The 24,274-nt window shown below is 62.8% G+C and carries 20 protein-coding genes, 1 tRNA gene and 1 pseudogene; 13 read left to right on the top strand and 9 right to left on the bottom strand.

The window, feature by feature from the left end; all coding sequences use genetic code 11:
• Positions 1-126 precede the first annotated feature (126 nt).
• Entirely contained in the window at positions 127-939 is an 813-nt protein-coding gene (locus LAN64_08365) for a TIGR00282 family metallophosphoesterase (protein ID MBZ5567849.1), read from the top strand.
• Entirely contained in the window at positions 939-2,816 is a 1,878-nt protein-coding gene (locus LAN64_08360) for a hypothetical protein (protein MBZ5567848.1), read from the top strand. The genes LAN64_08365 and LAN64_08360 overlap by 1 nt, the downstream gene beginning before the upstream one ends.
• 61 nt (positions 2,817-2,877) lie before the next feature.
• On the opposite strand, the gene LAN64_08355 is transcribed toward LAN64_08360, so the two are convergent.
• Both LAN64_08355 and LAN64_08350 read right to left on the bottom strand, forming a co-directional pair.
• The gene (locus LAN64_08355) at positions 2,878-4,029 is read right to left on the bottom strand and encodes a DsbA family protein (protein MBZ5567847.1); all 1,152 of its coding nucleotides are present in this window, start codon (positions 4,027-4,029) and stop codon (positions 2,878-2,880) included.
• 107 nt (positions 4,030-4,136) lie between these two features.
• Positions 4,137-5,777, bottom strand: a complete 1,641-nt coding sequence (locus LAN64_08350; protein MBZ5567846.1) for an NAD+ synthase — start codon at positions 5,775-5,777, stop codon at positions 4,137-4,139.
• 152 nt (positions 5,778-5,929) lie between these two features.
• On the opposite strand from LAN64_08350, the gene LAN64_08345 reads away from it, so the two are divergent.
• The gene (locus LAN64_08345) at positions 5,930-7,597 is read left to right on the top strand and encodes an amidase (protein MBZ5567845.1); all 1,668 of its coding nucleotides are present in this window, start codon (positions 5,930-5,932) and stop codon (positions 7,595-7,597) included.
• A gap of 209 nt (positions 7,598-7,806) precedes the next feature.
• Here LAN64_08345 and LAN64_08340 read toward each other — a convergent pair whose 3' ends face one another.
• From LAN64_08340 to LAN64_08325, 4 genes are all read right to left on the bottom strand, one after another.
• On the bottom strand, positions 7,807-8,823 hold the full coding sequence (locus LAN64_08340) for a hypothetical protein (protein MBZ5567844.1): 1,017 nt from the start codon (positions 8,821-8,823) through the stop codon (positions 7,807-7,809).
• 95 nt (positions 8,824-8,918) lie between these two features.
• The gene (locus tag LAN64_08335; protein MBZ5567843.1) at positions 8,919-9,842 is read right to left on the bottom strand and encodes a CPBP family intramembrane metalloprotease; all 924 of its coding nucleotides are present in this window, start codon (positions 9,840-9,842) and stop codon (positions 8,919-8,921) included.
• Entirely contained in the window at positions 9,839-10,882 is a 1,044-nt protein-coding gene (locus LAN64_08330) for a GHMP kinase (protein MBZ5567842.1), read from the bottom strand. Before LAN64_08330 ends, LAN64_08335 begins: the two co-directional genes overlap by 4 nt.
• Positions 10,883-10,931: 49 nt before the next feature.
• A complete protein-coding gene (locus LAN64_08325) occupies positions 10,932-12,335 on the bottom strand; it encodes an aminotransferase class I/II-fold pyridoxal phosphate-dependent enzyme (GenBank protein ID MBZ5567841.1) in 1,404 nt (467 codons plus the stop codon).
• 103 nt (positions 12,336-12,438) lie between these two features.
• Here LAN64_08325 and LAN64_08320 point away from each other — a divergent pair.
• Positions 12,439-12,515 (top strand) — tRNA-Arg (locus tag LAN64_08320).
• A gap of 41 nt (positions 12,516-12,556) precedes the next feature.
• The gene (gene rdgB, locus LAN64_08315) at positions 12,557-13,183 is read left to right on the top strand and encodes an RdgB/HAM1 family non-canonical purine NTP pyrophosphatase (protein MBZ5567840.1); all 627 of its coding nucleotides are present in this window, start codon (positions 12,557-12,559) and stop codon (positions 13,181-13,183) included.
• Here rdgB and LAN64_08310 read toward each other — a convergent pair.
• Positions 13,176-13,718, bottom strand: a complete 543-nt coding sequence (locus LAN64_08310) for a hypothetical protein (protein ID MBZ5567839.1) — start codon at positions 13,716-13,718, stop codon at positions 13,176-13,178. The two genes, rdgB and LAN64_08310, sit on opposite strands and share 8 nt — an antisense overlap.
• Before the next feature lie 307 nt (positions 13,719-14,025).
• On the opposite strand from LAN64_08310, the gene LAN64_08305 reads away from it, so the two are divergent.
• From LAN64_08305 to LAN64_08270, 8 genes and pseudogenes are all read left to right on the top strand, one after another.
• Positions 14,026-14,805 carry a succinate dehydrogenase gene (locus LAN64_08305; protein MBZ5567838.1) on the top strand — a complete coding sequence of 260 codons (780 nt, stop codon included), beginning with the start codon at positions 14,026-14,028 and terminating at the stop codon, positions 14,803-14,805.
• A gap of 27 nt (positions 14,806-14,832) precedes the next feature.
• Positions 14,833-16,602, top strand: coding sequence for a succinate dehydrogenase flavoprotein subunit (gene sdhA, locus LAN64_08300; GenBank protein ID MBZ5567837.1), 1,770 nt, complete (start codon positions 14,833-14,835; stop codon positions 16,600-16,602).
• A gap of 142 nt (positions 16,603-16,744) precedes the next feature.
• Positions 16,745-17,494, top strand: a complete 750-nt coding sequence (gene sdhB / locus LAN64_08295) for a succinate dehydrogenase iron-sulfur subunit (protein MBZ5567836.1) — start codon at positions 16,745-16,747, stop codon at positions 17,492-17,494.
• A gap of 151 nt (positions 17,495-17,645) precedes the next feature.
• Entirely contained in the window at positions 17,646-18,377 is a 732-nt protein-coding gene (locus LAN64_08290) for a DUF5715 family protein (GenBank protein MBZ5567835.1), read from the top strand.
• A gap of 22 nt (positions 18,378-18,399) precedes the next feature.
• Positions 18,400-19,658, top strand: a pseudogene (locus tag LAN64_08285) (dipeptidase).
• An 87-nt stretch (positions 19,659-19,745) separates the two neighbouring features.
• Positions 19,746-20,372, top strand: a complete 627-nt coding sequence (locus tag LAN64_08280) for a peptidylprolyl isomerase (GenBank protein ID MBZ5567834.1) — start codon at positions 19,746-19,748, stop codon at positions 20,370-20,372.
• 19 nt (positions 20,373-20,391) lie between these two features.
• Complete coding sequence (locus LAN64_08275; protein MBZ5567833.1) at positions 20,392-20,919, top strand: peptidylprolyl isomerase; 528 nt, start codon at positions 20,392-20,394, stop codon at positions 20,917-20,919.
• Between the two features lie 153 nt (positions 20,920-21,072).
• The gene (locus LAN64_08270; protein ID MBZ5567832.1) at positions 21,073-21,615 is read left to right on the top strand and encodes an SRPBCC family protein; all 543 of its coding nucleotides are present in this window, start codon (positions 21,073-21,075) and stop codon (positions 21,613-21,615) included.
• 96 nt (positions 21,616-21,711) lie between these two features.
• Here the strand turns inward: LAN64_08270 and mdh are convergent, their stop codons facing one another.
• Together mdh and LAN64_08260 are read right to left on the bottom strand one after the other, a co-directional pair.
• Positions 21,712-22,638, bottom strand: a complete 927-nt coding sequence (gene mdh, locus LAN64_08265; GenBank protein MBZ5567831.1) for a malate dehydrogenase — start codon at positions 22,636-22,638, stop codon at positions 21,712-21,714.
• 168 nt (positions 22,639-22,806) lie between these two features.
• Positions 22,807-24,231 (bottom strand): NADP-dependent isocitrate dehydrogenase, encoded by a 1,425-nt coding sequence (locus tag LAN64_08260; GenBank protein MBZ5567830.1) that lies wholly within the window; start codon positions 24,229-24,231, stop codon positions 22,807-22,809.
• Between the last annotated feature and the right edge of the window lie 43 nt (positions 24,232-24,274).

Below are 24,274 nucleotides of genomic sequence, written 5' to 3'. Positions count from 1 at the left end.
AGTGGTTGGCCGATTTGCTCAGGCAGTTGCGAACGACCAATGACTAACGACAACGTATTGCCAACGACCATCGACCATCGACGTTTTTTCCCGTGTTACCATCGAAAGGTTCGGCGGAGCGCAGCGTTGCGGATTCTCTTCATCGGCGACATTTTCGGACGGCCAGGGCGGGTCAGCGTGCGCGAGCATCTGCCGGCGTTCGTCGGACAGCGACCGGTGGACCTGGTGATCGCCAATGCGGAAAACGCCGCCGGCGGGTTTGGGCTGACGCCCGCCATCGTCGAGGAGCTTTTCGAACAGAACATCGCCGTGCTCACCACCGGCAATCACGTCTGGGACAAGCGCGAGATCATCGAGTACTTCCAGTCGGCGAACGGCAACCCGCACAGCCCGGCGCGGCGCGTGCTGCGTCCAGCCAATTATCCCGCGGGCACGCCCGGGGTCGGCATGTATGAGGGCCGCGTGGGAGACATTCCGTACGCTGTCATCAACCTTCAGGGACGCGTTTTCCTGCCGCAGAATGACGATCCGTTTCGCGTCGCCGACGCGCTGCTGGCCAGGACCAAGGCCAAGGTCGTGCTGGTGGACATGCACGCCGAAGCCACCTCCGAGAAGGTTGCGATGGGCTGGTATCTCGACGGCCGGGCCACCGCCGTACTCGGCACGCACACCCATATTCCTACGGCGGACACGCGCATCCTGCCCGGCGGCACCGCCTACCAGACCGACGTGGGGATGACCGGCCCCTACGACAGCGTGATCGGCGTGCAAAAGGAATTGGTAATCCAGCGCTTCCTCACCAACATGCCGGCGCGCTGGGAGTCGGCGCACGGCGACGTGCACTTCTGCGGCGTGTACCTGGAATGCGACGAATCCACCGGCCACGCCACCACGGTGGAACGCATCATGATTCCTGGCCGCCAGGGCGCGAGCCTGTAATGGGCACAATTCGAGCCACGCGGTTTTTCGCCGGAATCGTTCTGCTCTGTGGTGCGGTCTGGGCGCAGACTGCGCCGCCGACGCCTGCTCCGAACCCCGAGCTTGAACAATTGAAGGAATGCGCGCAGAAGCGCGCGCCCGCCGCGTGCGGCGTTTCCAAGCAGGAGTTGAAACAGGCGCAGCGCGAATTCGCGCGCGGATTGAAGCTGCAGAAGGGCGGCAGGCCGGACGAGGCGTTCGAGGCGTTCGATTCCGCCGCGAGCCGGGTTCCGCGCAACCTCGAGTACGCCACCGCGCGCGAGGTCATGCGGCAGAAGAACGTCTACGATCACGTCCAGAAGGGCAATGAGCTGCTGATGAGGAACCAGGAGATTGCCGCCGCCGCAGAATTCCGCCAAGCGCTGCAACTCGATCCCAGCAACTCCTTCGCCCTGCAGCGGCTGGAGGATGCGGCATCGTTCAAGGCGCCGCCCGGCGCGCGCAGCATCCGGGTGGTCGAGGACTCCGGCGAACTGCGCCTGTCGCCGCCAGTGAACAAGCCGCAGAATTTTCACGTGCGCGGCGACACGCGCGCCGTGTACCAGGCGATCGGCACCGCATTCGGCGTCACGGCCCGTTTCGACGAATCCACTCCCAGCCGCCAGATGCGCTTCGACCTGGAAGACGCGGACTTCTGGACGGCCGTGCGCGTGGCGGGCATCATGAGCAAGACGTTTTGGACGCCCGTTGCGCCGCGCGAGTTTCTGGTGGTCGCCGACAACGCCCAGAACCGCGCCAAGTTCGAGCGCATGGCGCTGCGCTCTTTCTACATTTCGGACGTGACGGCGGCGCAGGAGCTGAGCGAAGTCGTCAACCTGCTACGCACCATTTTCGACATTCGCTACGTCACGCCGCAGGCCGCGACCTCGACCTTGGTGGTGCGCGCCCCGCGCTACATCCTCGATGCCGCCACTGTGTTTTTGGAGTCGCTCGACAGCTCGCGCCCGCAAGTGATGCTGGAGTTCCAAGTGTTCGAGGTCAGCCGCTCGCTGGTGCGCAGTCTCGGCCTCAACATGCCGCTGCAGTGGCAGACGTTTAACGTGTCAGCGGCGGCGCTGGCGCTGCTGGCGCAGCCCGACATTCAAAATCAGATCAACCAACTGATCGCCTCCGGCGGCATCAACCAGGCGAACACCACGGCCATCTCGGCGCTGCTGGCGCAGTTGCAGAGCCAGGCGCAAAACCCGTTGCTGCAACAGCCCTTCGGCACCTTCGGCGGCGGCAAGACGCTGATGGCGGTTCCCTTCCCGCCCGCCACGGTCAATTTTTCGCAGAACAATTCGTTCGTCGCCAACATCCAACACTTGACGATGCGAGCCTCCCATGGGAATGCGGCCACCATGCGCATCGGCACGCGTTATCCCATCCTGAACGCGACCTTTGCGCCCATCTTCAATACGCCCGCGATCGCGCAGGTGATCCAGAACAACAGCTTCGTGGCGCCGTTTCCATCGTTCAGCTACGAAGACCTGGGGCTGATCGTGAAGGCGACGCCGCAAATCCATGGCACCACCGACGTGCGGCTGGAATTGAACGTGGAGATCAAGTCGCTGAGCGGGCAAGCCCTGAACGGCGTGCCGGTGATCAGCAACCGTGTGTACACGGGCACGATCACGATCAAGGATGGCCAGTCGGGCGTGGTGGCGGGAACCCTGAGTAGCTCGGAGCAAAACACGTTGACCGGACTGCCGGGCATCGCGCGCCTGCCACTGCTCGGGACCGCTACCTCCAACCGTGGCAGGCAGGAGACCGATGCCGAACTGCTGGTCCTGATCACGCCGCACCTGACGCGCACGCGCGAGGCGAACCCGCAGACGATCACGATTCCGCGCAGTTAGCACTTCGTCTAGGGTTCCGGAACCAGGTGCGCGGCCGCCTTGGCCAATTCCGGACCAACGACTACTTGTTCCTCGCCATGAAATCGGCCAGCCGCTTCAACTGGTCGTGGGGCATCTGGCCCAGGCTGCCGACCCGGCGGCCATTCAAGAACAGAGTCGGCGTGGCGGCGACCTGCATTTTCTTTGCCAGCCCCACCGACTGGTTCACGCGCTCGGCGGTGGCGGGCTGGTTGGCGCAGGCAGCCACCTTCTTGCCATCGACCCCGGCGGCGGTCGCCAACTCGGTCAGTTTCTGCTCGGCTTTCTTGCCCGCGTCCTCGGAATTGCCGGTGTCGGCCGTAATCGTCTCCTGCGCGCCGTAAACCTGCTCCACAAATTTCCAAAAAGCGGCGGGATTTTCGCGGTACACGCAATCGCCGAACTCGGCCGCCTTGAACGCCCACTTGTGAATCTGCGTCAGGGGAAACTGCTGGAAGACGAAGCGTGCCTTGGGTTCATCGGCGACCAACTTCTGGATCTCCGAATTCGCCATCTTGCACGCCGGGCACTGCAGGTCGGCGAACTCGACAATCGTGAGCGGCGCATTGGCCGGCCCGCGCCAGGGGCCGTTCATGCCCTTCTCCAGCTTGGCGCGGTCGGCGGCGAAGGGATCGGCAGCAAACGGCGACACGTCGCCGCGCAGCGCCCACTTACTGTCGGCCGTCACCAGAAAGGGCACGGCGCCGCGTCCCTTCGGGGTCGCCAGCACCACCGTGACCTCAGTCAGATTGGCAACGGCGTTTGGCTTGACCTCGGCAATCGTCCACGTGATGGCGGGATTCACCCCTCCGGTCGCCTGCCGTACGAAGCTGTTGATGGAGCTATCCGACGGTTTGGGCGCGCCGGGCTCACCGGGAAACGGAATCATCTCGCCCAAAATCGTCTGCCTGTTTCCGGGCAGAACGTAGATCTTTTGCTGGCCGCTTTTCTGCGGCGTCTTCACGTCCAGCGTGATTTCCGCAATTCCGGCCGCCGGCGAGGGCTTGATGCCGGAGATGGTCCACGAAATACTGGGATCGAAGCCGAACATGTGCTTGAGGAAGGACCCGACCGTCGCGCGTGACGGCAGCGACCCTCCGGCCGTGCCCGCGCGGTGCGGCCTGGCCTCCTGGCCCAAGGCGACTGTGAGTGTTGCGATCCATACCAGAGACAACAATCCGAAGTAACGGCGCATGCAATCCTTTCCAATGCAAGTTGTCGGTAGTCGGTTCTCGGTTCACGCTTGTCCGGTCTGGATTTTGCCGGAACCAGATAACCCCATTTCCGCGGGATCAACCAAGCTCAACTTTCCGACTTCGCCGCGATCGGGAACCGTCGTCCCACCCCGAACGCTTTCTCGGAAATCTTCAGCCCGGGTGCGGCCTGTTGGCGCTTGTACTCGGCGCGCTCCACCATGCGGATCACTCTGCGCACCAGGGCAATATCCAAGTTGCTCTCGCCGGCAATCTGCTCCGCGCTCTTGCTGTCCTCGATGAAATCTTCGAGGATAATGTCCAGCACCTCGTAGGGCGGCAGCGTGTCGCTGTCCTTTTGATTCGGCCGCAGCTCCGCCGATGGAGCTTTTTCCAGGGTGGCAAGCGGGATCACCGGCTTGCGCCCGTTCACATAGTGGGACAGCCGGTAGACCATCGTCTTGGGCACGTCGGAAATAACCGCCAGCCCGCCCACCATGTCGCCGTAGAGTGTGCAATAGCCGACCGCCAGTTCCGATTTGTTCCCCGTGCTCAGCACCAGGCCCTGGAACTTGTTGGAAAGCGCCATCAGCAGCGCCCCGCGGATGCGCGCCTGGATGTTCTCTTCCGTGACATCCTCTTCGCTGCCGGCGAACGCCGGCTTCAGCGCTTTCAGGTAGGCCTCGAAAATCTCCGTGATGCTGATGGTCTCGAAGCGGATGCCAAGATTGCCCGCCAGCGCGCGCGCGTCGTCAAGGCTGCCGCGCGATGAGTACGGCCCCGGCATGCCGACGCCGATCACGTTGTGCGCGCCGAGCGCGTCCGAGGCGATCACCGCCGTCAGCGCCGAATCGATACCGCCGCTCAGCCCGACGATCACGCGATGAAACCCGCACTTGCGCACGTAGTCGCGCGTGCCCAGCACCAGTGCGGCGTAGGCGCTGGCCTCGATGTTATCGACCTGCGGGTGCATGTCTCCGGCGAGGGCGTCGGCGTCGAACAGCACCAAGTCTTCCTCGAACGAGTTCGCCTGCGCCACCAGCCGCCCGTCGGGCGCGATGACCAGGCTGGAGCCGTCGAACACCAGGCTGTCGTTGCCGCCCACCAGGTTGACCATTGCCACCGGCGCCGAGTATTTCTTCGCCAGCGCCGCCAGCATGTTGTAGCGCAACTCGCGTTTGCCGACGTAGAACGGCGACGCGGAGATGTTGAGCAGGAATTTACCGCCCTGACCCATCAGGGCCTCGACCGGATCGAAGCCGTACAGCCGCCGGTTCCAGAAACTCTTGTCGTTCCACGCGTCCTCGCAGATGGTAAGCCCGACCTGCCGGCCACAAAACGGCAGCAACTCCTGTTTCGAGGCGGGCGCGAAGTTGCGCGACTCGTCGAAGACGTCGTAGGTCGGCAGCAGCATCTTCGACTGCAGAAACGCCACCCGCCCGTCCTTGAGCAGGGCTGCCGAGTTCATGACCCGCTTCCCCGTCTCGGCGTTGGCCGGAGTCGCCACGCCGCAGATCACGGCGATGCCCTGGGTCTGGCCAGCAATTCGCTGCAGCGCCTCCTGATTGCGTTTGACGAACGCGGGGTTCTCCACCAGGTCGCGCGGCGGGTAGCCGCACACCGACAGCTCGGGAAACATGATGAGTCCCGCCCCGGCTGACATGGCGCGTCGAGAGAAATCGATGATCTTGCCGGAATTTCCGGTAAAGTCGCCTATGGTGGTATCGATCTGGCCGAGCGCAATCTTCACCTCTTCAGTCTAAAGCCCTGGCCGCCGCACGCCAAGAACACTCCATGTGGCACACCTTACTCGTCTGGCACATGCGCCCCTCCGCGCGCTGCGACACGCTCGTCTGGCTCGTACCCTGACGTATAATTCGCGCCTTCCCTTTGGAGCCAATGATGAACAAGCCTGAGTCTCTGAATCCGACCGACCACCGCGAGCGCGACCGTAGAAACTTCCTGAAAACCACCGTGATGGCCGGTGCTGCTGCCGTGCTCGCGCCTGCGATCTCCTTGGAGCCGGCGCGCGCCGCGTCAACCAGTGCGCCCGAAAAGCCTGCGGCGTTTGAACTGGACGAGTTGACCATTGCCGACCTGCAGAAAGGCTTGGCGTCCGGGAAATTCACCGCTCGCAGCCTGACGGAAAAATACCTCGCGCGCATTGACGCCATCGATAAACGCGGACCGGCCGTCAATGCGGTGATCGAGATCAATCCTGACGCCCTCCAGATCGCCGACGCCTTGGACAAAGAACGCCGCAGCAAAGGCCCGCGCGGCCCACTACACGGCATCCCGGTGCTCATCAAGGACAACATTGGGACGAACGACCGCATGATGACCACCGCCGGCTCGCTGGCGCTGCTGGGTTCCATCCCGCTCCAGGACGCGTTTCTGGTTCGCAAGCTGCGCGATGCCGGAGCCGTCCTGCTCGGCAAAAGCAATCTCAGCGAGTGGGCCAACATTCGCTCCAACCGTTCTGCCAGCGGATGGAGCGGGCGCGGCGGCCTCACCAGAAATCCCTATGCGCTGGATCGCAATCCCTGCGGTTCCAGTTCCGGCTCCGGCGTGGCGGTGTCGGCGAATGCCTGCGCGGTCGCGATCGGAACCGAGACCTCCGGCTCCATCATCTGCCCGTCGAACGCCAACGGCATCGTCGGCATCAAGCCCACCGTCGGGCTGGTCAGCCGCTCCGTCATCATTCCAATCTCCCACACCCAGGACACGGCCGGGCCAATGACGCGCACCGTGGCCGACGCTGCCGCGCTGCTCTCCGCGATCGCCGGGTATGATCCCCAAGACACCGCCACCGCTCGGCTGCGCGACAAGCCCGCACTCGACTACACCCGCTTCCTTGATCCTGCCGGGCTGCGCGGCGCTCGCATCGGCGTGCTGCGCAAGAATTTTGGGATCAGCGATCAAGTGGATCGCCTGATGGAGGACGCCATCGCGGAGATGAAGCGCCAGGGCACCGAGCTGATTGATCCCGTCGAGGTCTCCGCAACCAGCTTCGGCGAGGGCGTGTTGGAGGTCCTGCTGACCGAACTCAAAGCCGGCCTCAACGCCTACTTCGCTGCCCTCGGCCCTAAGGCGCCGGTGAAGTCGCTCAAGGAAGTGATCGAGTTCAACCAACGTCACAGCCGGCAGGAGATGCCCTACTTCGGCCAGGACCTGTTCACCAAGGCGGAAGAGAAGGGGCCGCTGACCAACAAGGACTACCTCGTCGCGCTGGAGAAAAACCGCGAGCTTTCCCGCACCAAGGGCATTGACGAGGTGATGGACAAACACAAGCTCGATGCGCTGATCGGGCCGTCGGGCAGTCCCGCCTGGACCACCGACCTGCTCAATGGTGACCGCGGGCGCGGAGGCAGCTCCGGCTTGCCCGCCATCGCAGGCTATCCGCACATCACCGTGCCCGCCGGTTTCGTGTTCGGATTGCCGGTGGGAATTTCCTTCTTCGGCCGGGGTTGGTCGGAGCCTGTCTTGATCAAGCTGGCGTACTCATTCGAGCAGGCGACACACCACCGCAAGCCGCCGCAATTCGCGGCCACGGCGGATTTGCGGGTCTGAAAAGATCGAGGAGGCTATCCAATGCGCAACTCCCCAAGACGGATCAGCGCGAATGTTATCGAGCTGTACGCCTACCAGGACGCGCTCGTGCGCAAGGGACTTGAGTAGATGCGGAAAGGCTGCGTGTTGAGCCATGAGGAATTCGCAAAGCGGCTCAAGAGGACTGGGCTACCCGCCAATTACTAACTCCCAACTGCCAAGTACCGGCTTCACCTCGGCGGTAGGCTCTTGGGGTCGGGCCCGTCCACGCCACCCCTAGGCAGCGGTTCGGCAGCGGGCGCCGGTTCCCCGGGACGGCGCAGGGTGGGCGCGTTTGCCGGTTTGGGGGTGTTGTCCGGCGACAGCTCGCGGGCTTGCGCCTGCGAGGTCGGCGGCTTCACCATGTCGAACTCTTTCTTGTCGCGAACGATCTTGTCGCCGTCTACTTTCATGATTTCCAGGCGCACCACCTCGTCGCCCACGAAGCGCACGAACTGCACGTCCTTGGGCGGTTCGCCGTAGATCCACTCTTCGTAGTCGGTTTGTCCGTCACGATCGCGATATTTCTTCGGCGGCCGTCCCAGGGCGTCGGTCACCATCTCGCGGTTCATTCCCACCAGCACTTCGTGGTTCTTGATCGCCTCTTTCACCTTGGGCGGCAGCGTGTCCAGGTAAGCCTCCGCCGCCGACTTGGCATTGAAGTCGAACACCGGCCGGAGCATCGCTTTAATCTGCTCGATGGACAGGTCAGGCATGTGCTTGTCGAATGCGAGGACAACGAAGGTGCCGCGAATGTTAGCCCGGTCGTCGGCTGTGGGGTCGGTGGGCGTAGCCGCGCCTCCCATGCCCGAAATCTCGATATGCTCGTACCACCTCTTCTTCTTGGTCGGCCCGCCGTTGATCACGAAGATGATGGCGTCGTTGCCCTTGAATTTGACGTCGGTGATGCGTGCCCGATCACCCGGCTTGACCGCCGGCCCGTACGTCGCGATCATCCGCGCCACCGTTTCCTCGTCGGGCCGCACCTTTCCGTTCTTGATCGTGAGCCCCTTCTGGCCGATCGGAAACGGGCGCCGGATGTACACCAGTTCGGCGTTCAGGGAGCGGATCACCTCCATGCGCTTGAGCTCGCTCATCTCGGACGTGGACGACTTGTCGGAAGCGGACTTGTGCGCATCATCGGCCAACAGCAGCGTTGTGCAGATCAGCACTGCGAGGATGGTGAACGCACGGCGAAGCGACTTCATGGGCACCTGGCAGGTGGCGACTCAATTATAGTCTTCCGCGCCGCCTTCGCGGGGTCCCCAGAAGCAGGCTGGTCGTGGAGTGGAACCGCCGCCGGTTACATTTGGATGCGGCCCGTGGATGACGGGTCGGGTGAACCCTGTTCGTCCCAGTGGCCGGGATGCGCCAGCGCGGCTGCATCCTTGCGCGTCAGCAGCAGCACGGGGATGAAACCCAGCAGGATCACGATAGCGCCCACCACGCTGCCCTCAATGCCGTATGCGCCTCCGGTCACCCAGCGCGGCCCGCGCGCGCGCGTCTTCACAATCACCGCGAAGTCGGTCAGGCCACTGACCGGCAGCCCGAAAACCGTGCCCAGCACGGTGTTCCACGCAAAGTGAATTCCCCACGGCAACCACAACGCGCGCGTCCGCAGATACGCCACGCACAGCAGCACGGAGATGGCGAAGGTGTTCACCATCGCCAGCTTCGAGGCGTGCGGGTTGGCGCCGTGCGCGGCGGCAAACAGCGCCGACATGACGACCACGGCAAGCGGCGCCGGAGCCGCCTCCAGCAAGCGGTGAAAGGGATAGCCGCGAAACATCATTTCTTCGGCCATGGCGCCGGTCGCCAGAATGAATAACTCCGCCATCGCCAGCGTTAGCGTGCGGGCGCCGAGGTCAACTTTCACCGCCAAGTCGGCGGTGGCCGCGATCCATGCGACGGCCACGCACACCAACGCCGTTCCCATAGCCATTCCCAGCCCCGCTTGCCGCAGCCAGCCGGGAAACCGCCCCAGCCCCATGGCCCGCAGCAGCCCCTCGTGCACCTGGTCGGCGGCGATCAGCAGCAGGGCAAAAGCGGCCAGCAACAGCAATAATGTCGTGGAACGATATACAGCCTCCAGCAGCCTCAGCCGGCCATGCGCCGCCGACTCGGCAACGCCGATGGCGAGAAAGTTGGCGACGAAGGCGGCCAGCGCTCCCAGCAGGAAGCGCCAGGCCGGGCGCAACCGGCCGTCGTCGCTCAACCAGGGATTCACGCACCTTCTCCCGGCTTGACTGCGGAGATCACCAGGCCGTCGCGCGCCACGCGAAAGGGCAAGAGCCGGGCGCCCGTCTCACGCAGCGCCTCGGCGACGCGCTGCTTGGCATCCTCTCTGACCATGAACACCACGCAGCCGCCACCGCCGGCGCCGCACACCTTGGCCGCCCGCCCGCCGTTTTTCGCCGCCACCGCAACCAGCTTGTCGATCAACGGCGTCGAAATGCGCGCGTAATTGCTCTTGCGGAACTGCCACTCCTGCCGCAGCAGGCGCGCTGCTTCGTCCCAGTTACCCCGCGAGAGCGCGCCGTGCATGGCGCGCGAGATCTGCGCCATGCGCTCGAAGTTGCGGATCACCTTCTGGTCGCCGTCCACGTGCGCCTTGAACACCTCCCAGTTGTTGATGCCGGAAGCGCGCGGCGCGCCGGTATAGACCAGCAGGAAGCGCGCTTCGATCTCCTCCGGCGCCACCGGCAACGCTTCGCGCCGCACCGTGTCGATGTCGAGATGAATTGCGCTCACGCCGCCGTAGAGCGCGGGGTAGTAATCCTGGCAGCCGGTGGGCACGTTGATCAGTTGCGCCTCCACGTTCTGCGCCAGCACGCGCATCTCCTCGCGCCCCATGCGGCGGCCGGTATAACGCGCCAGCGCTCCGGTAGTGGCGATCATCAGCGCCGACGAGCCTGCGATGCCCGCGCCCGCGGGCGACTCCGAGGTCGTCTCCAGTGCGAACCCGCCTTCCGGCTGGAAGAACTGCACCAGGCGCGCCGCCAGCGGGTGCTTGAACTTCTTGGCGCAGCACAGAGCCTCCAAGTCGGGGAAGCGCTCCTCGTGCCGGGTGTCCAGCGACTTCAGGTGAATGGCCTTACCGGTGAGCGGCGTGAGGCGGCAGGTGGTCAGGATGCTGAGCGCGAAGTTGACCGTAACTGACCCGGGATGAAACAGATACAGCGGCCACAGGTCAATGGTTGCGCCCGCCAGGTCGGCGCGGCAAGGGGCCTGGGCCACGACCGCCTGGCGATCAGGTTGAGATGGCATGACGCTTTTGTATCACGAACCCAAGATCCGAAATTGGGCGCTGTCCGATTTAGGCCCCCGCGGCGGTGGCGAGCACTTCTTCCACCACGGCGCGCACGTCTTCGTCGCTGGTGCGATGGTTCACGAAGCAGGCGCGTAGCGCGAATTTCTCGCGGATCGACGCGTTGGAGATGTACACACGCCCGCGCCGGATGACCTGCTTGAGAATCGCCGCGTTCATGTCGTCAAGCTGCGCGTCGGATGCGCCCGGGCGCAGGTGGCGGAAGCAGACCGCGCTTAACTCCACCGGCGCCAGCAGTTCGAGCTTGTCGTTGGCGCGGACCAGTTCGGCGAGTTGCTGAGCGTGCGCAAGGTCGGCGCGGATGGCTTCGCGAAACGCGTTGAGACCGTGATAGCGCAACGACAACCACACTTTCAGCGCGCGAAAGCGGCGCGACAATTCCAGCGATTCCTCAAAGAATGCAAAGCCCTCGATCGGATCCTGGCTGAGGACACGCGCGTAGTCGCCGCTGTGGGCGAAGGCGGTGTGGGCGTGCTGCGGATCGCGGAAGAGCAAGCAGCCGCAGTCGAGTGGCTGGTAAAGCCATTTGTGGGGGTCAAGCGAGAGCGAGTCGGCGCGCACCAAGCCGCGGAATTTTTCCGGCGCGGCAATGGCGGCCAGCGCACCGTAAGCGCCGTCCACATGCAGCCATAGATTGTGGCGCCGGCAAATGTCGGCGATCTCCGGCAGCGGGTCGATGGCGCCGGTATTTACGCTGCCGGCAGAGGCGACCACGGCAATCGCCTTCTTCCCTGCCCGCGTGTCGGCGGCGATTTCCTTTTCCAGCTCAGCCGGGACCATGCGGAAGTTTTCGTCGGTGGGAATGAGGCGCAGATTCTTTCTGCCCAGCCCGAGCAGCGCCACCGCTTTCGGAATGGACATGTGGACCTGGTCCGATGCGTACACGATGGCAGGCCGCGCACCGTCCTCGTTGGCCGGCGATTTGGCTTCGCGGGCCATGGCAAGCCCCATGGTGTTGGCCGAAGACCCGCCACCAGTAAGGCTTCCGGTGAAGCCTGCGCACCCGACCGCCTCGGCGAGCCAGCCTACAACCACGCGCTCGATAGCAACCGCCGCTGGGGCCGAGCGCCAAGCGGTGACGTTCTGGTTCATTACGCCGGCGAGCAGATCGGCGCAGGCGGCGATGGGATCGCCGGAGCCGAGCACGTAGCCGAAAAAGCGCGGGCTAGGCGGGCGCGACCATTGCAGCACGGCCATCAGATCGGCGAGCGCGTCTTCCTTTTCGCCTTCCTGCGGCAGCGGTGCGGCAAACGCTTGCTGCACTTCCAGGCCGGTGACGCCGGGCGGGAATGTGGGGAGCGTATCGAGTTCGCCGAGGAAATCCTTTGCGAGTCCGAGGATGTATCCGGCGACGCGCCAGAATTGTTCAGGAGGAACTTCGAGTCGGGACATAGGAATCGGCCCACGAGGCGGGCCGACCATTGTAAACGGGAGATAAAGCCTGCATCCCCTCGGGTGGCGCTGGGGGCGCGGGGTCCGCTATAATCAGCGTAGCGCGCCCTTAGCTCAGCTGGATAGAGCGTCTGGCTACGAACCAGAAGGTCGGGAGTTCGAATCTCTCAGGGCGCGCCATTCTTCTGCGCGCCCACCCAAGCGCCGCCTGGTATACGCCCATGCGCCGCGTCCTGATCGCCACCTCGAACCCCGGTAAGCTGCGCGATTTTGCCGCCGCTGCCGCCGCGCATGGGATTGAGGTGGCGGCGGTCCCGCGCTTGGTCGAACTGCCCGAAGTCGTGGAAGACGGCGCGACATTCGAAGCCAACGCGCGCAAAAAAGCCGAGCACTACAGCCGCCACGTCGCCGGCGAAATCGTGCTCGCCGACGACTCCGGTCTTACCGTGGACGCGCTCGGCGGCGCGCCCGGAGTCCGCTCCGCCCGTTACGCCGCCGGACACGGACAGTCAAATTCTTCCGACCTCGCGAACAACGCGCGCCTGTTAGGCGAGATGGAGAAGGTGGACGATTCCCGCCGCGGGGCGCGGTTCGTGTGCGTCATTGCCGCGGCGCGCGACGGGCGCACGCTGGCCACTTTCCGCGGAGAAGCGCTCGGCCAACTGTTCCGGGCGCCGCGCGGCAGCGGCGGCTTCGGCTACGATCCGCTCTTCTACTTCCCTTCTCTCGGCAAAACTTTTGCGGAACTCGCGCCGGAAGAAAAGGCGTTGGTCAGTCACCGGGGCGCGGCGTTTGGAAAATTTCTCGCGTGGTACGAACTCAGCAGCCGATCGGAACGCGCTACATAAAGCACTTGAGCAGCGCGGCCGCGCACGCCACCAGCTTCTGCAAATCGGCGGGCGTGAAATCGGGTCCGGAAGAAGGCGCTGTCGTTCCCTTGCGCGAAACCTGGATGACGCCCAGGGTTCCCGACTGCCCGACTACCGGCACCGACATCAGTTTCTGGATGACGTGCACGTGATGATCGGACCTTTCGCCCCAGGCAGCCGCCTCCTTGTGCTCCGACAACTCCACCGCCTCGAACACGCTGGTGTGCTTGACCTGTGCGAAGTTGTTGATGACTTCCGCGCGGCGCGAATTGGCAGTGCGCACAGCGACCGAGGTCGAAGTGTTCAGCGGGATGGTGCCCACGTTGTGCAGCTTCACCGGGTAGCAGAACACCAGGTTCCGCCGTTCGACGCGAAGGATTCCGACCTCGTCCTGTTTCACGCCGAAAGTCTTGGCCAGTTCATGCCCGATTTTTTCGGCATTGCTGGGGCTGAGCCCCTCGGGTTCGCATTGGCTGGCCAGTTGCGCAAACGACAGCGCGGTTGTCGCCATCATAGTGTTCTCCTGGGCCCGGGGGATGACCGCGCGCCATTATATCCAGCGCGGAGGCCTCGACCAACGCCGGAGAGCGGAATTCGTGCGGCCAGCGCCTCGCGTTCCACGATGGAACGCCGCGCACGATGCACTCCGGGCACGACCACGATTGGTGGTGACGGAAGATTGCGAGTTTTTCGCGCCAGCCCGCGCCCGTCCATCTCGCATCACATTGTCATGTGACCGGCATTCCTTGACTTGGTGACGCGGCGGGCCAATAATGGGCGGTCCGTTTTTACATTTTCATGTTCTTATAAGGAGCTGAACCGTGGCAGCATCGGTCAGTTCTCCGGCAGCGGCAAGCGCGATCAAAGTTTCCGCAGGCGTTCCGGCACTTCGTGCGGGCGAGGGAAATTCGTTCCTGTGGCGGCGCCTTCATTCCCTGAGTGGGATTTTTCCCATCGGCGCGTTCTTGGTCGAACACTTCCTCTCCAACGCCTTCGCCACCAACGGCGGCGCGGCGTACAACGAGAACGTGCGTTTCCTGACCGGGCTTCCGTTCGTGCTCGCGCTGGAGATCCTCTTCATCTACATTCCCCTGGCCTTCCACGCCGGCTACGGTTTTTGGATCTGGTGGCGCGGCGACTCCAACGTCGGCGACTATCCCTGGCTGGGCAACTGGATGTACACCCTGCAGCGCTACAGCGGGATCGTGGCCTTTTTCTACATCGGCTACCACACCTGGACCATGCGCTTCAGCGGCGCCCACATTCTCACGCATTCGGAAGTCGCCTACGCGAAGGTGTGGGCTGAACTCCAGAACCCGTGGATCGTGGCGCTCTATTTCATCGGGCTGGCCGCCGCGTCATGGCATTTCGCCTACGGAGTCTGGCTGTTTGCGGCAAAGTGGGGATTGATTGTCGGCGAGCAGGGCCGCAGGAAGTTTGGCTACGTGTGCCTGGTGATCGGGCTGGCGCTGGCCGGCATGGCCGCAGGCTCAGTGTACGCATTCCTCAGCACGCCGGAGAGCCAGGTGCCGAATATGCAGGAGTTCCGGCAGTTGCAGCATGCAGAGGCGTCCTATGTGCTGCCGGCACTGAATTCATGAGCGCATCGGCCCGGCGGGAAATTTCCTATGGCATCAAATCCTAGAATCATCGTGGTAGGCGGCGGTCTGGCGGGTCTTTCGGCCGTCATCAAGATCGCCGAAATGGGCGGGCAGGTGGACTTGTTTTCCATCGTGCCGGTCAAGCGGTCGCACTCGGTCTGCGCCCAGGGCGGCATCAATGCAGCCAAGAACCTGAAAGGGGAGGGCGACTCCACCTGGCAGCACTTCGACGATTCCGTCTTCGGCGGTGATTTCCTGGCGAACCAACCGCCGGTGAAGGACATGTGCGAAGCCGCCCCCGGGATCATAGACCTGCTGGACCGCATGGGCGTTCCCTTCAACCGCACTCCGGAAGGACTGCTCGACTTCCGTCGCTTCGGCGGCACGCTGTACAACCGCACCGCGTTCGCCGGCGCCACGACCGGCCAGCAGCTTCTCTATGCCCTCGACGAACAGGCGCGCCGCCACGAGTCGGAGGGCAAGGTCAAGAAGTACGAGCACTGGGAATTCCTGTCGGGGGTGATCGATACCAAGGGGATCTGCCGGGGCATCTGTGCCATGGACCTGCACTCCATGCAGGTGGTCACCTTCCCGGCCGACGCAGTCATCATCTGCACCGGCGGCATCGGCGCCATCTTCGGCAAATCCACCAACTCGGTGGTGTGCACCGGTTCGGCGCAGTCGGCGCTCTACCAGCAGGGCGCGTACTACGCCAATGGCGAGTTCATCCAGGTGCACCCCACCTGCATTCCCGGCGACGACAAGCTGCGCCTGATGTCAGAATCGGCGCGCGGCGAAGGCGGACGCGTCTGGGTGCCGAAGAAACCGGGAGACAAGCGCGATCCCAAGAGCATCCCGGAAAACGAGCGCTACTACTTCCTAGAGGAGAGATATCCCAAGTACGGGAACCTGGTGCCGCGCGACATCGCCACCCGCGAGATTCACAAGGTAGTCTACGAAGATGGCCTGGGCATCGACAGCGGTCCCATGGTGTACCTCGATCTAACCCACATTGATCGCAAGGTATTAGATCGAAAACTTGAAGGCATTCTTGAGATCTATGAAAAGTTCGTCGGCGACGATCCGCGCGATGTCGCGATGAAGATTTTCCCCGGCGTGCACTACACGATGGGCGGCATGTGGGTGGATTACAAGCAGGCCACCAACATCCCCGGGCTGTATGCCGTGGGCGAGTGCGATTACCAATATCACGGCGCCAATCGCCTGGGCGCGAACTCGCTCCTGTCGTGCATCTGGGGCGGATTCGTGGCCGGCCCGGCAGCAGTGCAGTACGCGCGCTCGCAGCAGACGGCTGCCAGCAACGGCGCTTTTGACGCCGAGCGCACGCGCCAAGATGAGGCCAATGCCATGCTCATCAACAACCAGGGCGATGAAAACCCGTTCAAGATCTGGCGCGAACTCGGCGATATCATGACGCGTAACTGCACGGTCATCCGCTACAACAAGAACCTGCAGGAGACCGACGTCAAGCTGGTGGAATTACTGGAGCGATTCCGCCGCGTGAACCTGAGCGACAAGACCGTGTGGGCCAACAGCACCTTCGCCTTCGCCCGCCAGCTCTACAACATGCTGCAACTGGCGCGCGTGATCGTACAAGGAGCGGCCCTGCGCAACGAATCGCGCGGCTCGCATTACAAACCGGATTTCCCCGAGCGCGACGACAAGAATTTTCTTAAGACGACCAAGGCGTCCTTCGCGCCCGACGCGGATGAGCCGCGGTTTGAGTTCGAGGCGGTGGATACATCATTGATTCCCCCGCGTGCACGCAAGTACTAGGCGGCGAAATAGATTTTGGATTACTTAATCATTTCGAGCTAAGGCGCAGGATGTGCTGTAGCCCGTAGTCAGTAGCCGGTACTCCGGCCCGGACTGCGAGCTACGGACTACCAGCAAGCTCGATTGAAACTGGTACTCATACATGGCACACAAATCGATCCTTCTTAAAATCAAGCGCCAGAGCGACCCGCAGCACGCGGCCACCTGGGAAGAGTTTGAAATTCCGTACCGGCCGAAGATGAACGTCATTTCGGTGCTGATGGAGATCGCGCTCAACCCGGTTACGCGCGAGGGCAAGCCGACCACGCCCATCTTCTACGATTCCAACTGCCTGGAGGAGGTATGCGGCTCCTGCGCCATGCGCATCAACGGGCGCACCCGCATGGCCTGCTCCGCCCTGGTGGACCAACTCGACCAACCCATCGTGCTGGAGCCCTTCAGCAAGTTCCCGGTGGTGCGCGACCTGGCGGTGGACCGCAGCGTGCTGTTCGAGAACCTGAAGGCGGTGAAGGCGTGGGTCCCGATCGACGGCACCTATGACCTCGGCTCCGGTCCGCGCATGCTGCCGGAGGAGCAGGAGGCGGCGTACCCGCTGTCGCGCTGCATTTCCTGCTGCTGCTGCATGGAGGCCTGCCCGCAGTTCAACCAGTCCACCGGGTTCGTGGGGGCGGCGACCATCTCGCAGGTGCGACTGTTCAACACCCACCCGACCGGCAAAGCGCTCAAGAGCGAACGGCTGCACGCGCTCATGGGCGACGGCGGCATCCACGAATGCGGCTATGCCCAGAACTGCATCGAAGTCTGCCCCAAGGACATCCCGCTGACGCGCTCGATTGCCGAGGTCGGGGGCGCGGTGATGAAGCAAGCCTTCGCCGATCTCTTCCACCGGTAACTTTCGTAACTCTCAAGGCCCCGAGAAGTGACCTCGGGGCTCTTGCCTTTGTTGGTCCCTCATGGCAAAAATGTAAATCAACCGGGCGAAATCCGGGTTTACAGTCAGTAACAAGATGTCAACGAACTAACTGTCGAGTTTGGGGGGCCGTTTGCGCGCCACGTATCGGACCAGCTTCGCCGTAACTCTTCTGGTGTTGGTGTTGTTCACCGGCTCGTATGCCGCCACCATCAAGGCACGGTATCACCGGACTACGTATCGTCATGCGAGGCATCTGCGCTGGACGCCGGTCCTGCTGAAAGGCTCGCACGATTCTCTGCTGCGGCAGAACGCAGAGATCGATCGCCTGCAGCTGCCGCGCATCCAGAACGACCAGGCGCTGGAAGAAATGATTGCACGCGACGAACTGGTTGCGCTGCCCGAGAATCACGCGATACGAATCGATCCGCGCATCGAGCCCTCGCGGCGCTACTGCCGCCCGTGGACGCGCAACTTCCTGGAGGATTTCAGCCAGGCGTATTACAAGCAATTCAAGCAGGCCGTCCAGGTCAATTCGGCGGTGCGCACGGTCGAGCAGCAGGAGAGGCTGACTCGTTACAATCACAATGCAGCTCCCGCCGAAGGCGAAACTGCTTCCTCCCATCTCGCCGGCCTCACGGTCGACATCGCCAAGAAGGGCATGACGCGCCGGCAGCGGGCGTTCGTCGAGGGCTACCTGGTCAACATGCATAACCTCGGGCTGGTGGAAGCGGTCGAGGAGCGCCGCCAGGCCTGCTTTCACGTAATGGTCTCCGACCGTTATACTGCGTGGCGTGATAGCGAAAAGCTCGCCACCGCTCCGCACGGCCGGCACGCGCCCGGCAGCTCGGTTAACGCGCAGTAACAGACACAATCCTCCAACCATCCTGGCGGTGCTCGCGCTGTCGCTGTGCCTGACCGCCGGCGCGCAGAATGCGCCTGACGCAGGGCCGAAGGTCTCGGCGAAGGCGCGCCAGATTCACGATTCCGCCATCGTCATCGACACGCACGCCGATACGCCGCAGCGCTTCCTCGACGAGGGCTTCGATATCGGTACTTCCGCGGGCACGGGCAGCATTGATCTGCAGAAGGCAGGCGCGGGAAATTTAGGCGCCGAGTTTTTCTCCATCTGGGTCGAGCCCGGCTACTTCGACGGTCACTACGCCCAGCGGGCGATGGACTTGATTGATTCGGTGTACGAGCAGGCGCGACGTCATCCCAAGCAGATGGCGATGGCCTACAGCGCCGATGACATCGTGCGCGCGCGCACCGGTCCCAACAAAAAGTTTGCCGCGCTGCTGGGACTGGAAGGCGGGCACGCCATCGAGAACGACATTCACGTGCTGCGGGATTTTTATCGGCTCGGCGTGCGCTACATGACGCTAACCTGGTCCAAAACACCAACGAGTGGGCGGACTCCTCCGGCGATATCAACAACGCGAAAGTGCAACACCACAACGGGCTCACACCGTTCGGCAAGCAGGTGGTGGAAGAGATGAACCGGCTGGGCATGATGGTGGACATCTCGCACGTCGCGGACAAGACGTTTTGGGACACGATCGCGGCGACCAAGGCGCCGGTGATAGCCTCCCATTCCTCGGCGCGGGCGCTGACGAATGCTCCGCGAAACATGACCGATGACATGCTGAAGGCAATGGCGAAAAATGATGGCGTGGTGATGGTAAATTTCTTCGATGCCTTCCTGGACGAGACGTGGCGGCGTGAATTCGACCAGCAAGCTCCGGAACGCGAGGCCGCAGTCAGAGCCAACGAAGCGAAGCTAAAGGCCGAGGGCAAGCCACTGAACTATGCCGCAGTGGAAGATGCGGTAGAAAAGGAGTGGGCCGCCAAGCTGCCGCGGCCGCCCTTCAGAGTGCTGATTGATCACATCGATCACATCGCGAAAGTGGCGGGCGTGGAGCACGTGGGCCTGGGCTCCGATTTCGACGGAAATCCGGCGATGCCGCAGGGAATGGATTCCGCCGCCGACCTGCCTAAGATTACGCAGGCCTTGCTCGAGCGCGGCTATACCAAGGACCAGATCAAGGGGATCCTCGGTGGAAACCTGTTGCGCGTGTTTCGCCGCGTGGAGAAAGTCAGCCGCGAATTGCAGGCAGAGCAGAAAATTCCAGCGGGCGGCGAGTAAAATGTGTCGTTCCGAGCCGTGGAACCACGCTGCTGATGCTGACAACTGACAACTAACAACCAACATCTGATTTTCCAAGGTGCGACTATGCGAAAACTGATGGCCATCATGCTGTTGCTCGTTCCTTCCCTGCTCCTCGCCGCTGACGCCGCCGGAAATCCCAAGGCGGTGATCGAAACCACACTCGGCAATTTCAACTGCACGTTGTTCAAGGACAAGGCGCCGGTCACGGTGGAGAATTTCATCGGTCTGGCGGAAGGCACGAAGGATTGGAAGAATCCGGTCTCGGGCGCCAAAAAGCACAATACGCCGCTTTACGATGGCACCATCTTCCATCGCGTGATTCCCGGTTTCATGATCCAGGGTGGCGATCCGGCCGGCAACGGCACCGGCGATCCCGGCTACAAGTTCAAGGACGAATTCGATCCGTCGCTGAAGTTCGACCGGCCCGGCCGCCTGGCGATGGCCAACTCCGGCCCGAACACGAACGGGTCGCAGTTCTTCATCACCGAGGTGCCCACGCCGCACCTGAATGGACGGCATACGATCTTTGGCCAGTGCGAGCCGGTGTCGCTGGTGACCAAGATCACCCATGTGCCGCGCGATCAGAACAACGATAAGCCGTTTCAGGCGGTGAAGATCACGCACATCAAAATCGTGCAGGCCGGGGCGGCGGCTCCCGCTGCGGAGAAAAAACCCGAACCCAAGAAATAGTTGGATAGAAAGGATCTCTATGGCACGCCAACCCGGCACGTACGCGACGTTTGAAACGTCGGAAGGGATGATCGTCTGTCGTCTGTTTGAAAAGGAAGCGCCGAAAACCGCGCAGAACTTCGTGGACCTCGCCGAGGGCAAGCGCGAGTGGACGCATCCGGTTACGCACGCCAAATCCAGCAATCGCCTGTACGACGGAACGATCTTTCACCGCGTGATTCCCAATTTCATGATCCAGGGCGGCGACCCGGCGGGCACCGGTTTCGGCGGTCCCGGCTACCGCTTCGAAGACGAGACCAAGGGCTCGCCGTACAAGTTTGACAAGCCGGGAAAGCTCGCCATGGCCAACGCCGGCCCGAACACCAACGGCAGCCAGTTTTTCATCACCGTGGCGGCAACGCCATGGCTGACCGGCAATCACACCATCTTTGGCGAGGTGGTCGAGGGGCAGGAAGTGGTGACCAAGATCGTGAGCGTGCCGCGCAATCCGCAGGACAAGCCAGTGAAGGATGTGACGGTGAAGGCGGTGAAGATCGAGAGGTGCTGAGCGGGTGCGAGTTATGGGTTGCGCCAACCCGAATAGTTGCTTATGATTATGTTGCACCCCCGAGCGGCCATGCCGCGCGGGCGTTTTCACTTGAGAGACAAATTCCGCCCGTACGCGTTCGGCGCGTGCGGGCGATTTCTTTTGGAGGAAGGAATGACCACTCAATTGCTGGCGACGCTGGCGCTTGTCCTGGTGAGCACTGCGTTGGCCCAGTCTACTACCACCGGAACCGGGTTCAAGGCCGAAGGAGTTGCTCGAACCGGCCATTTGCAGTTTGAGGCGCCTATCGGAGCTGTTTTTCCGTTGTTTACCCCCCTGGGCGAAAAGCATTGGGCGAAAGGCTGGAATCCGGAGATTCTCTTCCCGCGCGATCACGATGTGGCCGAAGGCATGGTGTTCCGCACGCAAGAAGGCGTGGAGCACGTCTGGACCGTGACGCGCTACGATCCTGCAAAGCGCACGATCGCGTACAACATCGTTGCGCAGGGCATGCTGGTGCGGCAGATCGAAATTCGCTGTTTGGCGGTGGGGGCGAATCGCACCGACGTGACGGTGACGGACTCCTACGTCGGCCTGTCGGCCCAAGGCAACTCGTTCGTCGAAGGCCTCACGGAATCCGCCTACGCCACGAAGATGGCGCATTGGAAAGAGTCCATTGGCGGCTACCTCGCCGGAGTCGCGAAATCTTCCCGCTGAAAAACAAGGCCACGCATTTGCACGGATCGCCACAGATTTTCTGAATTCTTCATCCGTGTGTATCCGAGCTAATCCGTGGCCAATCTTCTGCCGCCGTCAGACTCCGATCACGGCCACCAACTCCTTGACCGCGCCGGCGCTCTTTTCCAGGGCAGCCTGCTCTTCCGCGGTGAGCCGGATCTGAATGACGTCCTCGATCCCGCGCGAGCCCAGCTTGCAAGGGACGCCGACGAACAAACCGTGGATCCCGTATTCGCCTTCCAGGTAGGCGGCGCAGGGCAGAATCTTTTTCTTGTCCTTGAGAATGGCTTCCACCATCTCGGTCACCGCGGCGGATGGGGCGTAGTAGGCGCTACCCGTCTTCAAGTACTTGACGATCTCGGCGCCGCCGTCGCGGGTGCGCTGCACCAGGCGATCGATGGTCGCCTTGTCCATCAATTCGGGAAGCGGGATACCGGCGACCGTGGAATAGCGCGGCAGGGGCACCATGGTGTCGCCGTGCCCGCCGAGCACGAATGCGGTGACGTTCTCGACCGAGACCTTCAACTCCTGGGAGATAAAGGCGCGGAAGCGCGCCGAATCGAGCACGCCGGCCATGCCGATCACGCGATTGCGCGAGAAGCCGCTGAGCTTGTACGCCGCCTGCGCCATCGCGTCCAGCGGATTGGAAACGATGATCAGGATGCAGTCGGGCGAGTACTGGACCACTTTGCCGACCACGTCCCGCATGATCTTGGCATTGATATTCAGCAGGTCGTCGCGGCTCATGCCCGGCTTGCGCGGCACGCCGGCGGTGATGACCACGATATCGGAATTGGCGGTGTCGGCGTAATTCTCGGTGCCGACCACGTAACAATCCTTCTTGATGATGGGCATGGCCTCGAGCAGGTCCAGACCCTTGCCCTCCGGCACGCCCTCGATGATGTCAATCAGGGTTACGTCGGCCAGTTCGGCCGCGGCGATCCAGTGCGCTGCCGTCGCCCCTACGTTACCCGAGCCCACGACCGTTACTTTCTTGCGCATGGTAGGAATCCTTTCTGAGGCTGACGCGCTGGGCGCCGCCAGCGGATGGATGAAAACGGATTAGTCTACGCCAGATGGGGCGGTTTTAGAACGCTTGCCGGTCAAAAAGGCGGGGCGGGCCCGTGACCCGCCCCACCCCCCTGATTGCCTTGCCCGTAAGTGCTGCGGCTAGTCGGCAGCCGCGGAATTGGCGGCGTTCATGTTCTCGATGATGTAGGTGCCGAACTCGCTGCACTTCACCTTGGTGGCGCCCTCCATCAGGCGGTGGAAGTCGTAGGTGACCTTCTTCTGCTCGATGGTCTTGCGGACGCCGTCCTCGATCAGCTTGGCCGCTTCCTTCCAGCCGAGGAACTCAAACATCATCACGCCCGACAGCAGCACCGAGGTCGGATTGATGACGTCCAGGTCGGCATACTTCGGGGCCGTGCCGTGCGTCGCTTCGAAGATGGCATAGCCATCGCCGATATTGGCGCCGGCTGCGATGCCCAGGCCGCCGATCTGCGCGGCGCAGGCGTCGCTGATGTAATCGCCGTTCAGGTTGGGGGTGGCCAGGATTTCGTATTCGTCGGCACGCGTGACGACCTGCTGGAAGATCGAATCCGCGATGCGGTCGTTGACCATCAGCTTCTTCTTCCACTGGCCGTTGCCGTGCGTCTTGTAGATCGCATCCAGGCAGTCCTTCACTTCCTTGTAGATGGTCTGCTGGAAGTCGTGCGCGGCGTACTCGAGGCCGGGCTCGACCAGGGCGGCATTCTGCTCGATGGTGATGTTCGGGTTCTTGTCCTTGTTGTCGAGGATCCAGCTCTCGCGTTCCGTGACCACCTTGTCGCGGAACTCGGTGGTAGCCAACTCATAGCCCCAGGCGCGGAACGCGCCTTCGGTGAACTTCTGGATGTTGCCCTTGTGCACCAGCGTCACCTTCTTGCGTCCCAGCTCCAGCGCATGCTGGATCGCCTTGCGGACCAAGCGCTTGGTGCCGGTGACCGAGATCGGCTTGATGCCCACGCCGCTGTCCTCGCGGATCTTCTTGCCGGTGCCGGCCAGCATTTCGTTGTTCAGGAAATTGATCAGCTTCTTGACCTTGTCGGTTCCCTGCTCCCACTCGATGCCGGCGTAAACGTCTTCCGTGTTCTCGCGGTGGATAATCACGTTCATGCGCTCGGGGTGCTTTACCGGCGAAGGGGCGCCGTAGTGCTTCACCGGGCGCACGCAGTCATACAGGTCCAGGATCTGGCGCAGGGCGACGTTCAGCGAACGGATGCCGCCGCCCACGGGGGTTGTCAGGGGGCCCTTGATGCTGACGCGCATGTCCTTCAGCGCTTCGATGGTGCCGTCGGGAAGCCAACTCTTGAACTTGGCCATCGCTTTTTCGCCGGCGAAGACTTCGTACCACACGATGCGGCGCTTGTTGCCGTAGGCCTTCTTCACCGCCGCGTCGAATACGCGCACGGAAGCCTTCCAGATGTCGCGGCCGGTTCCGTCGCCTTCGATGAACGGAATGATGGGATTATCGGGAATTGTGTATTTGCCATTGCTGTAGGTAATTCGGGCGCCGTCCTTGGGCAAGGGCAGGCCATTGTATGAATCCGCCATCAACCACCTCCTCAGGAGTTTCGGAGACCCGCCATTATAGGCG

The organism is Terriglobia bacterium (assembly GCA_020073185.1).
GTDB lineage: Bacteria > Acidobacteriota > Terriglobia > Terriglobales > Acidobacteriaceae > JAIQGF01.
This window is presented reverse-complemented; position numbering and strand designations above follow the sequence as displayed.

Bases quoted from the DNA above. Each gene is read 5' to 3' on its own strand.
- LAN64_08345 (MBZ5567845.1), top strand. From the start codon at position 5,930: ATGAACAAGCCTGAGTCTCTGAATCCGACCGACCACCGCGAGCGCGAC.
- LAN64_08275 (MBZ5567833.1), top strand. From the start codon at position 20,392: ATGGCACGCCAACCCGGCACGTACGCGACGTTTGAAACGTCGGAAGGG.
- LAN64_08360 (MBZ5567848.1), top strand. From the start codon at position 939: ATGGGCACAATTCGAGCCACGCGGTTTTTCGCCGGAATCGTTCTGCTC.
- rdgB (MBZ5567840.1), top strand. From the start codon at position 12,557: ATGCGCCGCGTCCTGATCGCCACCTCGAACCCCGGTAAGCTGCGCGAT.
- LAN64_08330 (MBZ5567842.1), bottom strand. From the start codon at position 10,882: ATGCCATCTCAACCTGATCGCCAGGCGGTCGTGGCCCAGGCCCCTTGC.
- LAN64_08270 (MBZ5567832.1), top strand. From the start codon at position 21,073: ATGACCACTCAATTGCTGGCGACGCTGGCGCTTGTCCTGGTGAGCACT.
- sdhA (MBZ5567837.1), top strand. From the start codon at position 14,833: ATGGCATCAAATCCTAGAATCATCGTGGTAGGCGGCGGTCTGGCGGGT.
- LAN64_08340 (MBZ5567844.1), bottom strand. From the start codon at position 8,823: ATGAAGTCGCTTCGCCGTGCGTTCACCATCCTCGCAGTGCTGATCTGC.
- sdhB (MBZ5567836.1), top strand. From the start codon at position 16,745: ATGGCACACAAATCGATCCTTCTTAAAATCAAGCGCCAGAGCGACCCG.
- LAN64_08325 (MBZ5567841.1), bottom strand. From the start codon at position 12,335: ATGTCCCGACTCGAAGTTCCTCCTGAACAATTCTGGCGCGTCGCCGGA.
- LAN64_08310 (MBZ5567839.1), bottom strand. From the start codon at position 13,718: ATGATGGCGACAACCGCGCTGTCGTTTGCGCAACTGGCCAGCCAATGC.
- LAN64_08280 (MBZ5567834.1), top strand. From the start codon at position 19,746: ATGCGAAAACTGATGGCCATCATGCTGTTGCTCGTTCCTTCCCTGCTC.
- mdh (MBZ5567831.1), bottom strand. From the start codon at position 22,638: ATGCGCAAGAAAGTAACGGTCGTGGGCTCGGGTAACGTAGGGGCGACG.
- LAN64_08355 (MBZ5567847.1), bottom strand. From the start codon at position 4,029: ATGCGCCGTTACTTCGGATTGTTGTCTCTGGTATGGATCGCAACACTC.
- LAN64_08260 (MBZ5567830.1), bottom strand. From the start codon at position 24,231: ATGGCGGATTCATACAATGGCCTGCCCTTGCCCAAGGACGGCGCCCGA.